The organism is Alteromonas antoniana (assembly GCF_019249295.1).
In the GTDB taxonomy this organism is placed as follows: Bacteria; Pseudomonadota; Gammaproteobacteria; order Enterobacterales; family Alteromonadaceae; genus Alteromonas; species Alteromonas antoniana.
In genome coordinates, this window is record NZ_JAESDH010000006.1 from 147,364 (window position 1) to 159,605 (window position 12,242).

General features: G+C 51.8%; 14 protein-coding genes. 11 read left to right on the forward strand and 3 right to left on the reverse strand.

Features of this window, described 5'->3' with window-relative positions; all coding sequences use genetic code 11:
- The first annotated feature begins 1 nt into the window (after position 1).
- The 10 genes from gspE to JKP77_RS07105 are packed head-to-tail and all read left to right on the forward strand — an operon-like array spanning position 2 to position 8,301.
- Positions 2-1,573 carry a type II secretion system ATPase GspE gene (gspE, locus tag JKP77_RS07060; protein WP_218310476.1) on the forward strand — a complete coding sequence of 524 codons (1,572 nt, stop codon included), beginning with the start codon at positions 2-4 and terminating at the stop codon, positions 1,571-1,573.
- 1 nt (position 1,574) lies between these two features.
- Positions 1,575-2,798 carry a type II secretion system inner membrane protein GspF gene (gspF, locus tag JKP77_RS07065; protein ID WP_218310477.1) on the forward strand — a complete coding sequence of 408 codons (1,224 nt, stop codon included), beginning with the start codon at positions 1,575-1,577 and terminating at the stop codon, positions 2,796-2,798.
- Complete coding sequence (gene gspG / locus JKP77_RS07070; RefSeq protein WP_218310478.1) at positions 2,798-3,235, forward strand: type II secretion system major pseudopilin GspG; 438 nt, start codon at positions 2,798-2,800, stop codon at positions 3,233-3,235. Before gspF ends, gspG begins: the two co-directional genes overlap by 1 nt.
- A gap of 11 nt (positions 3,236-3,246) precedes the next feature.
- Entirely contained in the window at positions 3,247-3,879 is a 633-nt protein-coding gene (gene gspH, locus JKP77_RS07075; RefSeq protein WP_218310479.1) for a type II secretion system minor pseudopilin GspH, read from the forward strand.
- Positions 3,876-4,262 (forward strand): type II secretion system minor pseudopilin GspI, encoded by a 387-nt coding sequence (gspI, locus tag JKP77_RS07080; RefSeq protein ID WP_218310480.1) that lies wholly within the window; start codon positions 3,876-3,878, stop codon positions 4,260-4,262. The genes gspH and gspI overlap by 4 nt, the downstream gene beginning before the upstream one ends.
- On the forward strand, positions 4,259-4,888 hold the full coding sequence (gene gspJ, locus JKP77_RS07085) for a type II secretion system minor pseudopilin GspJ (RefSeq protein ID WP_218310481.1): 630 nt from the start codon (positions 4,259-4,261) through the stop codon (positions 4,886-4,888). The genes gspI and gspJ overlap by 4 nt, the downstream gene beginning before the upstream one ends.
- Positions 4,885-5,874: a type II secretion system minor pseudopilin GspK gene (gene gspK, locus JKP77_RS07090; RefSeq protein ID WP_338024844.1), complete on the forward strand. Its 990-nt coding sequence runs from the start codon at positions 4,885-4,887 to the stop codon at positions 5,872-5,874. Before gspJ ends, gspK begins: the two co-directional genes overlap by 4 nt.
- Complete coding sequence (gene gspL, locus JKP77_RS07095; protein ID WP_218310482.1) at positions 5,874-7,073, forward strand: type II secretion system protein GspL; 1,200 nt, start codon at positions 5,874-5,876, stop codon at positions 7,071-7,073. The genes gspK and gspL overlap by 1 nt, the downstream gene beginning before the upstream one ends.
- Entirely contained in the window at positions 7,070-7,549 is a 480-nt protein-coding gene (gene gspM, locus JKP77_RS07100; RefSeq protein WP_218310483.1) for a type II secretion system protein GspM, read from the forward strand. The genes gspL and gspM overlap by 4 nt, the downstream gene beginning before the upstream one ends.
- Positions 7,546-8,301, forward strand: a complete 756-nt coding sequence (locus JKP77_RS07105; protein ID WP_218310484.1) for a type II secretion system protein N — start codon at positions 7,546-7,548, stop codon at positions 8,299-8,301. Before gspM ends, JKP77_RS07105 begins: the two co-directional genes overlap by 4 nt.
- 130 nt (positions 8,302-8,431) lie before the next feature.
- Here JKP77_RS07105 and JKP77_RS07110 read toward each other — a convergent pair whose 3' ends face one another.
- The 3 genes from JKP77_RS07110 to yrfG form a co-directional block, all read right to left on the reverse strand.
- A complete protein-coding gene (locus tag JKP77_RS07110) occupies positions 8,432-9,808 on the reverse strand; it encodes an NAD-dependent succinate-semialdehyde dehydrogenase (protein WP_218310485.1) in 1,377 nt (458 codons plus the stop codon).
- A gap of 565 nt (positions 9,809-10,373) precedes the next feature.
- Positions 10,374-10,907, reverse strand: a complete 534-nt coding sequence (gene yjjX / locus JKP77_RS07115) for an inosine/xanthosine triphosphatase (protein ID WP_218310486.1) — start codon at positions 10,905-10,907, stop codon at positions 10,374-10,376.
- Between the two features lie 4 nt (positions 10,908-10,911).
- A complete protein-coding gene (gene yrfG / locus JKP77_RS07120; RefSeq protein WP_218310487.1) occupies positions 10,912-11,607 on the reverse strand; it encodes a GMP/IMP nucleotidase in 696 nt (231 codons plus the stop codon).
- 69 nt (positions 11,608-11,676) lie between these two features.
- On the opposite strand from yrfG, the gene nudE reads away from it, so the two are divergent.
- The gene (nudE, locus tag JKP77_RS07125; protein ID WP_218310547.1) at positions 11,677-12,240 is read left to right on the forward strand and encodes an ADP compounds hydrolase NudE; all 564 of its coding nucleotides are present in this window, start codon (positions 11,677-11,679) and stop codon (positions 12,238-12,240) included.
- Positions 12,241-12,242 lie beyond the last annotated feature (2 nt).

Here is a 12,242-nt window from a genome sequence, read left to right on the forward strand (position 1 = left end):
CATGGCCAATAACGACGAACAGCTCACCAGCGTGGCTGTTGAAGCGCAGGAACAAGCGCTTGATGCCATGACTGACGAAGAAATGATTCCTGATGAGGACGGCGGTCCTCGTCAGCTAAGCTTTGGTTTTGCCAAGCGTAATCACGTATTACTGGAAACCAATGAAACACCGGCTGTACTCTACTACACCGTTGAAACGCCCTTCTCTATTTTCGCGGAAATTCGCCGCTTTTTCGGCGAACCTTTTGTACCAAAGGAAATAGAGGCTGATCAGTTCGAGCATCTGTTAACGTCGGCTTTCCAGCGTGACAGCTCTGCTGCCAAGCAGTTAATGGAAGACCTCGGCAACGAGAGCGACCTGTTTTCCCTGGCGGAAGAACTGCCTGACACCGAAGATCTGCTGGACAGTGAAGATGACGCACCGATCATCAAGCTGATAAATGCCATGCTGGGCGAAGCGATCAAGGAAGGGGCGTCAGATATTCATATCGAGACGTTTGAAAACCAGTTGGTGGTGCGTTTTCGGGTAGACGGCGTGCTGCGCGAGATCCTGCGCCCGAACCGCAAGCTGTCATCGATGCTGGTGTCACGTATCAAGGTAATGGCGAAGCTGGATATTGCTGAGAAGCGCGTTCCCCAGGATGGCCGAATTACACTGCGTATTGCGGGCCGCGCGGTAGATGTGCGGGTATCCACCATGCCATCAAGTCACGGCGAGCGCGTGGTATTGCGTTTGCTGGATAAAAACAATGCGCGCCTGAATCTGGAAGATTTGGGCATGACGAAGGTCAATCGCGACCATTTTTCCACGCTTATCCGCAAACCTCATGGCATCATTCTGGTCACCGGGCCAACAGGGTCGGGTAAAAGTACCACCCTGTATGCTGGCTTGTCTGAAATTAACTCAAAAGACCGCAATATTCTGACCGTGGAAGATCCTATTGAATTTGATTTGGCCGGCATCGGGCAAACACAAGTCAATCCACGGGTAGATATGACATTCGCACGGGGCTTGCGCGCCATACTGCGTCAGGATCCGGATGTGGTGATGGTCGGTGAGATCCGGGATATTGAAACGGCGCAAATTGCGGTTCAGGCCAGTTTGACCGGCCACTTAGTGTTGTCTACCCTGCACACCAATACCGCCGCAGGCGCTATTACGCGACTGGAAGACATGGGCATTGAGCCGTTTTTGCTGTCATCCAGTTTGCTTGCGGTACTGTCGCAGCGGTTAGTGCGTACACTGTGTCCTGACTGTAAGACTCCTCATTCTCCTACCGAACAGGAAGTGGCGATTCTGGGCATGGATGATATTGCCTCCAGGCCGACAATATACTCGCCGAAAGGGTGCGCCGCCTGTAATCAAACCGGTTACCGTGGAAGAACGGGTATTCATGAATTACTGATGGTCGATGAGGCCATTCGCGACATGATGCATGAAGGCCATGGTGAGCAGGCTATCGAAAAACATATCCGCAAAACGACGCCAAGCATTCGCGAAGACGGATGCCGCAAGGTACTGGCAGGAATTACCTCGTTGGAAGAAGTCCTTCGGGTAACCAGAGAAGACTAATATGGCCGCATTTGCTTATAAGGCGGTCAATCACCGTGGCAAAAATACCAGTGGCGTGCTTGAAGGCGATAACGCCCGACAGGTTCGCGCACAGTTAAGAGAGAAAGGCCTGATCCCCATGGAAGTGGAGCAGGTCGCTGAGCGCACCTCATCGGGTAACAAAGCCCGTTTTACGCTGTTTAAGCCGCGTATTTCTGCTTCAGACTTAGCTCTGTTAACCCGCCAGTTAGCCACGCTGGTTGAATCTGCCCTGCCTATTGAAGAAGCCTTGCTGGCTGTCGCCGAACAGAGTGAAAAACCACGTCAGAAAAATATGATGATGGCCGTGCGCAGTAAGGTGGTAGAAGGTCACGGCCTGGCGGATGCACTGGCTGAGTTTCCCAGCGTATTTGACGATTTGTATCGCGCCATGGTGGCGGCAGGCGAAAAATCCGGACATCTTGATACCGTATTAAACCGCCTAGCCGACTATACTGAAAAGCGTCAGCAAACCCGTAGCCAGATTATTCAGGCGTTAATTTATCCATCGCTGATGATGTTTTTCGCGCTGGGCATCGTGTTGCTGTTGCTCACCGTGGTGGTGCCCAAAATTGTCGGGCAGTTTGACCACATGGGTCAGGACTTACCCACTATCACGCAGGTATTGATCAGTATCAGCACCTGGTTACAGGATTATGGCCTGATCATGGTGGCTGTGCTTGCCATTCTGGTGGTGCTGGTGCAGCGTTTGCTACAGCAAAAAGCCATGAAATTACGCTACCACCGCCTGCTGCTGACCCTGCCGATGATTGGTAAGGTGTCGCGCGGCCTGAACACCGCCCGTTATGCCCGAACCCTGAGTATTCTTACAGCCAGCGCCGTGCCGCTGCTTGAGTCGATGCGTATTTCCAGCGACGTACTGGAAAATCAGCACATCAAGAATCAGGTCTCGGATGCGGCAATTAACGTAAAAGAAGGCTCCAGCCTGCGCGCCGCGCTGGATAACACAAAGATGTTTCCGCCGATGATGATGCATATGATTGCCTCGGGCGAAAAGTCCGGTGAGCTTCAGCAGATGCTGGGCAGAGCAGCAGATAATCAGGACAGGGAATTTGAGGCGCTGGTTGGTGTCTCACTTAAAGTCTTTGAACCATTACTGATCGTGTCTATGGCAGGCATCGTCCTGTTTATCGTAATGGCGATTCTTCAACCCATACTCGCATTGAACAACATGGTGAATATTTAATGAAAAATCTAACCCGTACCTCTGGATTCAGTTTGATAGAAGTAATGGTGGTACTGCTTATCATCGGTATCATGGCATCAATGGTGGCGCCGCAAATTCTGGGCAACCAGGAAGAGGCGCAACTGAAAAAGGCCGCGGTGGACATTCAGCAACTGGAAAGCGCGCTGGAAATGTACAAGCTTAGAAACAACCGCTTCCCAACGACTGAACAGGGTCTCGACGCGCTTGTCACTGCGCCTACTATCGACCCAATCCCGCGTAACTATCCTGATGAAGGCTTTATCAAACGTCTGCCGGAAGATCCGTGGGGCAACCCGTACGCGCTGATCAGCCCGGGAGAATTGGGCAATATCGACATCTTTTCAAATGGCCCGGATGGTGAGCCAGGAACAGACGATGATATTGGCAACTGGAACGTAAACGAATACCTGAACTAGTCTGATAACACATGCCATACTCCTGCCGTAAAGCCGCGCCAATGCGTGGCTTTACTCTCTTAGAAGTCATGCTGGTGCTGTTGCTCATGGGGCTGGCGGCAGGTTACGTCATGTTTAACGCGTTTGGTGCCAGCCAAAGCGATTTATTAAAAGCGCAGGCCAAACGAGTTCAGGTTATTGTCGATATGGCCAGTGACTTTGCAGTGCTTAACCAGCAACAGCTTGGCCTTCGCATAGAAGAAGCTGACCGCGAGTACTACTTTGTTTATCTGGACGACGAAGACGAATGGCAGCGCCTGGAAGGTGAAGAGATTTACGAACCCCACGAATTACCTGAGCCCTTTTCATTCACTCTGAACCTCGATGATTTGCCCTGGGACGTGGAAGACCGCCTGTTTGACCGTGACCTGTTTGACGAGACCTTAAGCGTGTCCGACGAAGGCGTCGAGATTGGTAACGAGGAAGACAAGAAGCTGCCGCCGCCACAAATATTGATTATGTCCAGCGGCGAAATCACGCCATTTAGCCTGACGTTTAATTATGAGCCCGATTTTGGTGGCGAGGATCCGGCGTACTTCCGGCTAATGAATAAAGACATGCCGCCGCTGGAACTGGAAGGCCCGCTGGAGGATCCGGAACCATGAAACGGTTTTCGGGAATGACCCTGTTAGAAGTCATGGTCGCGCTGCTGATCTTCGCGCTGACCGGCTCTGCCATTTTAAAAGCCGCGGGAGATCACTTGAGCAGCGTCGGGCAGATAGAGGAAATTACCTTTGCCAACTGGGTTGCCAGCAACCGCATGAATCAACTTAAACTTACCGACACCTGGCCGCCTAAAAACAATGAAAAAGGCAGCATGGAAATGGCAGATCGCACCTGGTTCTGGCAACAAACGGTAAAGAAAACCAATGACGATGACTTACGTGCAGTCGATGTTACGGTAGGTCTGGATGAACAATATGAAAGTAGCCTGGTAACGGTAACCACCTTTGTCGCCAAGCCCAAAAAAGAGGCGCTGACAAATTGAACGCCCGCGGATTCACCTTACTTGAGATCCTGATCGCCATGGCTATCTTCACACTGATAGGCCTGGCTTCCACGGGGTTGTTGACCACCGTGATCGACAGTAACGAATTATCCGAATCGCGCTTTGAAAAACTGCAGCAATTACAGCGCACTATGATCACCATAGAGCGTGATATTCAGCAGGCTGTGCCGCGCGCAGTCCGTCACAACGGCGAAAAGCAGGAAATCGTTATGACCGGAGGCACTCGTGAAGACAGCGATGCCGGTTTTATTGGTTTCGTCCGTAGTGGCTGGGATAACCCGCAAATGATGCTGCCGCGCAGCACAATGCAGCCTGTGGCTTACCGCCTGAATGAAGGCAAATTAGAAAGAAATTACAGCAATTACGTCGATAACGTAATTGGCTTTGAGCCCAAAACCCGGGTGTTGCTGGAAAACGTTACTGATTTCAAAGTGGAATTTATTGCCAATGAGGCCACCCGCACCAGGTCAATGGACGATGACGAATTAAACTGGTCTGAAAGCTACACCGGCACCGCACTCCCCCGCGCAGTCGCCATTGAAATTGTCAGCGACGATTTCGGACGCATTCGGCGTGAATTTGTTTTAAGCGGAGCGTCACTGTGAAGTCAATACAGCGACAACAAGGTGTGGCACTGATGATCGTGCTGATGATCGTCGCGCTGGTTGCGGTACTGGCGACAGAAATGGGTAGTCGCCTGCAGTTGCAGGTACAGCGCACCATGAATATCAAAGATAACAATCAGGCGTACTGGTACGCCATGGGAGCAGAAGCCTTCGCCCGTAAATCGATCAGTACGCTAATGGAGGAAACCGGCGATAAAATTACACTGCAGCAACCCTGGGCGCAGGAGTTCACCTATCCACTGGATGGGGGTGGTTTGAATGCGCGGCTGGAAGACATGCAAAGCTGCTTTAATTTAAACGCACTGGCGGGCGGGACGACATCGCCGAATAGCGGCCAGCAAAACGTGACCCAGGCGATGCAGGCGTTTCATACTATGCTGCTTGCCACCGAACTGAATATCGACAGCTATACTGCTGATACCCTGCGTGACAGTCTGGCAGACTGGCTGGATGAAGACGACATGATGCGTCCTTACGGCGCTGAAGACAGCGAATATGAGTCGCGGGAACATCCGTATCTGGCAGCCAATTCGCTGATGACCGCACAATCTGAATTGCGTTTGGTGAATGGGGTAGAAGCGGGGTTGCTGGTTGCGCTTGAGCCGCTGATTTGTGTGTTGCCTGAAGTAGATACGCTGAAAATTAACGTAAACACGATCCCGCCTGAGCGCGCAGCATTACTTGCCGGGATCACCGGCCTGTCGCTACAACAGGCTGCCAATTTATTGTCCAGCCGTCCTGAAGAGGGCTGGGATGATGCCGGCGCTTTTTTAGCAGAACCGGCCATAGAAGCCCTGGATTTGACTCAGGAGCAGCGTGACTGGATAGCCGTCACCACAGAGTATTTTATTTTGCATACCAAGACCCGCTACAATAAGGCATCATTTAGCATGTCGACCTTATTTAATGCCAAAGAGTCGGGTGTGGTCAGCGTGCTGCGGCGCGAGTTTGGAGGAGTAGATTAATGGAACAACTTCTGGTCAGGCTGGGCTCAAAAGCCACAGACCCGGTCCACTGGCTGGTCTGGTCCAGTTCCGAAGAGGAAATTATCGCCTCCGGCGAGCTTGCGGATGCCCAGCAGTTAAGCACACTGTCTGAACGCGCAGGCCAGCGCCCGGTGATAGCCCTGGCGCCTACCAGCGATATTCTGATGAAGTGGGTGGAGCTGCCGCCAAAAGCCAGCCGTAAAATTCTGTCCGCCATTCCGTTCATGCTGGAAGATGAGCTTGCGACCGATATCAGTAAGCAGTTTTTTGCCATGGGGCCAAAACAGGCGAATCATCAGGCTGTCGCTGTCGTCTCCCATGAGCAGATGGACGCCTGGCAAACCTGGCTGGCATCGGCGGGACTTTACTGCGACACCATATTGCCAGATGTCCTTGCAGTACCGGAACACGAAGGCGGCTGGGCGCTACTGACACTCGGCGAACAGATCTTACTGCGGGAAGACAGCTGGAAGGGGATGCAGGGCGAAACCCAGTGGATGCTGCCGTTACTCACCCATTACGCAAAGCAGAGTGAAACCCCGGTTAGCATCGCGAATTACTCTGAACTGGACATTTCCGGCATCCCCAATACCGAGCAGCAATCCGCGCCGCTGGAATTACCTATGCACGTGTTGGCAAAAGAAGCCATGCAGTGCAAATTCAATCTGCTGCAGGGCGAGTACAAAGTACGCAAAAAGCGCAGCGGCGTCTGGCATCAGTGGCGCGTTGCCGCCGTTCTGGCAGTGCTGGCCCTGACTACGGCGCTGGTAGACAAAAGCATCACGCTGTATCAGCTAAAAGACCAGAACGAGGCGTTGCGCACGCAAATCAGTGACACCGTAGACGCCGGGTTTCCGAATATCGGTATGTATCGCGACGTTCGCCGCAAGGTCCGTTCAGAGTTAGCCAAACTGGAACAGGGCGGCGGCTCTGCTTCAATGCTGGTAATGCTCGATCAGCTGGCTGGCGCATTCGACGCCACCAATGTGAAGCCGCAAACGCTGCGCTTCGACGCTAACCGCACTGAAATCCGGATCCAGGCTGAAGGCGACAGCTTTGAGGCTCTCGAGCAGTTTCGCCGCATTGCGGAAGGCGCAGGCTTTGTTGTTGAGCAGGGAGCGATTAATAATCGTGACGACGGCGTGATTGGCAGCGTATCAATAAGGAGTAATTCGTGAAGGCATTACTTGATAAATTCCGCGCCCTCACCGAACGCGAGCAGCAACTTGTCATCCTGTGCGGCGTGTTTGTCGTGGTTGCCATTTTTTATTGGGGCATTTGGTCGCCACTTACCACCAGTATCGAGCAACAACGACAGTTATTGGACAACCAGCAATCACTTCTGACCTGGGTAAAGGACAGCGCCACTCGCGCTCAGCAACTTCGTCGCAGTACTACGGGAAACACCAGCTTTTCCGGCAGTTTACCGCAGGCAGTGAATCGCACGACAAATCAGCACAACATAGCGATTTCCCGCATGCAGCCGCAAGGGGACGAACTGCAGGTATGGGTAGATCAGGCCCCGTTCAATGACGTCCTGGCCTGGCTCCAGACTATGGAAAAAATGGGCATCGTCATATTACAGGCTGATATAGCTGAAGCCGATGTGGAAGGCCACATCAAAATTCGTCGATTACAGTTAGGAAAAGCATGAAGTCACGTATTGGATGGATTGTCGGTGGCATACTGGCATTCCTTTTCTTCCTCATTGCGTATTTGCCAGCCAGCCAGGTAGTGGGGCGAATGGAGCTACCCCGCAATGTGTCTGTCTCTGGTGTGACTGGTACCGTGTGGGAGGGTAAAGCGCAAACGCTCGTGGTGAATGGCCTGCCGGTGTATGACATCAAATGGGATGTTAATCCGTGGGCGCTGCTTATCGGCGATATCAGTGTGACACTGGATGCCGGCAATTTCCGTGATGCTGATGCCATCGCATTTGAAGGTCCGGTATCCACCAGCGTATTTGATTTACAGCACGTAGAATCTGATGGATTTTTACTGTTTTTACCAGTAGACAGAGTATTGGCACAGGTTCCGTTGCCGCTTCCGGTTAACGCCGGTGGCCGCTTCCGTGTGCGTCTGGAGACCTTGTCTTTCGGCCCGTCATGCGAGTCGCTTCAAGGCTTTGGCGACTGGTTGAACGCAACCGTAGCCGGTACCAAAGGCCCGATTGATTTTGGCAATTATACCGCGAAGCTTGCCTGCAATGGCGATGATATTGCTATTGATGTAGACGAGCCCAATATGTTGGGTCTGACAATGAACGCCGTCATTGCACCAGATTTCAATGTGAGGGGAGTTAAGGGACGTTTCAAACCCGATGACAGCCTGCCAGAAGAAGTGCATCAGGCGTCCCGGTTCTTTGGACAACCTGGCCCTGAGGGCTATATCCAGATTGATCTGTAATATCTGCCAGTGAGCTGTTCACGTATTATTCCCGGTTTGATACAAGCCTTGCGCCAGTGAGTAATACGTAAAACACGCATAAAAAAGCCGGGACTATCCCGGCTTTTTTCGTTAAGCATGGTGCGTAGGATTACTCAGCAACCATAATCGACTTAATGTTCACAAATTCGCGAATACCAAAACCGCCATGCTCACGGCCGTAACCACTGTCTTTGACACCACCAAACGGCAGGTTTGGTTTCGCCAGATTGTAGCCATTGATATTCACCATACCGGTGTCGAATTCATCTTTTGCCAGTCTCAGCGCTTTGTCTGTATCCTGACTGAAAATGCCACCGCCTAATCCGTAGCGAGAGTCATTGGCAACGCGCATGGCTTGCTGGTCATCACGTACGCGGATCAGCGACGCTACCGGCCCAAACAGCTCATCATCGTAGGCGGGCATTCCCGGCTCGACATCTTCAAGGATGGTAATCGGATAGAAATACCCGTCTGAGTCCGGCATTTCGCCGCCCAGCGTGAGAGTTGCACCCGCGTTTACCGACTCCATCACCTGATCGTGAAGATCGTCGCGCAAGTCCTTACGGGCCATCGGACCAAGATCGGTATCTTCTTTGGTCGGGTCGCCCATTTTCAGCTTCTTACACTGTGCAACAAACTTTTCCCTGAATTCATCGTAAACCGCATCGACGACAACAAACCGTTTGGCGGCAACACAGGTTTCACCGTTATTAATAACCCGGCCCTGAATACACATTTTCACAGCATGATCGATATCGGCGTCTTCTAATACCAGAAAGGCATCGTTACTACCCAACTCCATTACTGTCTTTTTCGATAAACTGGCCGCTTCTTTTGCGACTTGTTTACCAACCTCATCACTGCCGGTAAAGGTTACGCCGCGAACGCTGTCATGATTAATCAGCGAGTTGGCGGTTTCACCGTCGATAAGTAGCGACTGATACACATTCTTCGGAAAACCTGCATCTTCATATAGCTGCTGAATGGCTACTGCCATGCCGAATACATTGCGCGCGTGTTTAAGCACCGTCGTATTGCCGGCCATAATATTTGAGACGCTGTATCGGATAACCTGATATAGCGGGAAGTTCCATGGCTGAATACCAAGGATCACACCTATCGGCTGGTAGCTGATCACAGCACGACCGCCTTCAAATACTTTGTTCTCGTCTTCAAGAAACTCTTCACCATGCTCTGCGGTATACCGGCAGATTTCCGCGCAAAGTTCCACTTCCTGCTTACCCTGACTGGCAATTTTTCCCATTTCCTTTGTCATCAGGTTTACCAGGTCATCGCTGCGCGATTCCATCAGGTCAGCCAGGCTGTTCAATAATTTTGCTCGTAAATCAAAACTGGTAGTTCGCCAGGTAAGATACGCCTCGTGGGCTCGATCCACTGCCGCTTTTGCGTCTTCTTCTGACAATAAGTGATAATGGTCCAGCTTGTCCCCGGTCGCGGGGTTGTAAGTTGTTACTGTCTCGCTCATCAGTCATTCCTCCTGAATTTAACGTGTCAGTGAGAGTGCAACTACAAGGCCAAAACCGGAAAAAAACGGTTATCTCCTTTTTATCAGTTACTTAAGAAATAAATTTGATAAATACGGTATTCACCCGGGAACAGGAAATGCAGTAAAGATTACGAACTCAAAGATAAGTTTTTCATGTCAGAAGTGCGACAAGACGCGGTTTTGTCAGCACCCGTCAATACAAAGCCGTGCAAAATAGAGAGGGAAAATGCGGCTCGCATTCGGACAGCGTAATGTTTATCTTCCCGCGGATGTGGGACTATCGGGTTTACTTCGTCATGAGCTACAGAAGAGGCGACGTAATCAATAGCCACTCAGCGAGCCTTGCGACAGGGTGGTGCAAGGCAGGATCCGCAGGCAAAGGCGTTCGCCTCTGCCTGGAACGTAACGCTGCAACCTCTCATATTGCGTGAGCAGCCAGCGACTCCCAGTAATCAGGAAAGCTGACAAGAGGGATAAATGCAACCAGCCGAACCAGGGGTCAGTTCGCGCGTCGGCGTTGAGTTCATGCCGGCGCGTTTTTTTACTAATACAAATCAGGGAAATTAAACGGCGCCAGCGCCAGCGTAATCGCAAGCTCATAAACCGACTGACGGGTGGCTCGGTGGTGGGTCAGCAGGCCAATCGCGCCCCCTTGCTGTTTAATATTCTTGGTATCGAATAATCTGTCCATTTCTGGCCCCAGCTCTTTACCTTCCTGTAACGCCTGGAATACTGAGGGCGGCAATGGCAGGTTTGCACTGCGACCGACTGACCATTTATCCCGATGGCAAATCGCAACATAAGCAAAGGTTGCGGGACCATCTTCGAAGACATCCACACCGCCTTCTATCGCGACATACCAGGCATCAGGGTAATCTTCTCTCATCAATGCCATGCAGGCTTCCACACGGTTTATTGCGCCCTGGCGCGTTTCCTGTGACGTCAACGGTTGTTCAGCAACGCCACTTTTGACGTCCAGGCCGACAGTAAACAGAGGCATTTCCAGCATGTCACCAATCGCAAACTCTGCGGCTTCTACTTTCACCGGATTTTTGGAACCGACAAAACAATCAGCCATCACACTACTCCTTATGCCCAGCGCTACCGGGATGCTGCCGGATATCGTCAAGTAACAAGCGATAGTCAGAAACAGCGGGAAACGTATCGATGTCTCTTGCCGGCAGCTGGCTGTCAGGGTTGCTCACCGCCAACAGATGTTTGATACCGAAATCTTTTGCTGCCTGCAGAATGGTCAGACTATCATCCACGAACAGCGTTCTTGCCGGGTCGAATCCCAGCCGTGCCTGAAGTTTTTCCCACAACAGCTGTGACTCCTTGGTCACACCAAATTCATGGGTAGAAATGAGGTTATCAATGTGGCTGTCCAGTTTGGTATGCTCGATCTTCAGCGACAGGCTGCCAGGATGCGCATTGGTCACCAGAACCACTTCTCTGTGGCTATCATGAAGCGCATCCAGAAAGGGGATAGTATCTTCCCGCATGGCAATTAAATGCTCGACTTCGCGCTTGGCTGCCATGATGTCCAGCTGGAGCTCCTCTGCCCAGTAATCCAGACAGTACCACTGAATTTTGCCCGACACCCGCTCGTAATGGGCCAGCATGTTCGCCCGGCAAACTTCCAGTGGCTCTCCGGTTTTTTCTGCAAGCTTTTTCGGCAGGTGCTCAATCCAAAAGTGGTTGTCGAACCGTAGATCAAGCAGGGTACCGTCCATATCCAGCAAGACAGTATCGATTTCATTCCAGGGCAGAAATGGCAAGCGATTTTCCTTATAATACAGTAAGCTTAATGACAGACCGCCATGATAACGAAAGTTGTAGCGAGAGACATGCGAAATATTGATCCAGACAAGCCACTCCCCCAAATCCATCACCGGGAAATTGTTGCCCGGAGTAAATTGTTCAGAGTCGAGCAGGTTGACCTGGAGTTCTCTAACGGCGCCACACGCCAGTTTGAGCGCATGGCCGGAACCAATCGCGGTGCGGTAATGATCGTTCCCATGCTGGACGCTGACACCATGGTCCTCATTCGTGAATATGCCGCCGGTACCCACTCCTACCAGTTAGGCTTTCCGAAAGGCCTGATTGACCCCGGTGAGAGCCCGCTTGAAGCTGCAAACCGTGAGCTGCAGGAAGAAGCGGGCTTCGGTGCCAATGAACTTCACGATATCCATCAGGTCAGCATGGCACCTACCTTTTTTAATGCCACCATGAACATTGTGATTGCCAGGGACCTCTATGAGAAGCGGCTTCCCGGCGATGAGCCGGAACCCCTTGAGGTTGTGACCTGGCCCCTTGCAGAAGCGGATGCGCTGCTGGCGCGTGAAGACTTTATTGAAGCGCGATGTATTGCCGCCCTTCTGCTTGCGCAAAAGTGGCTTAAGGAGCAATAACC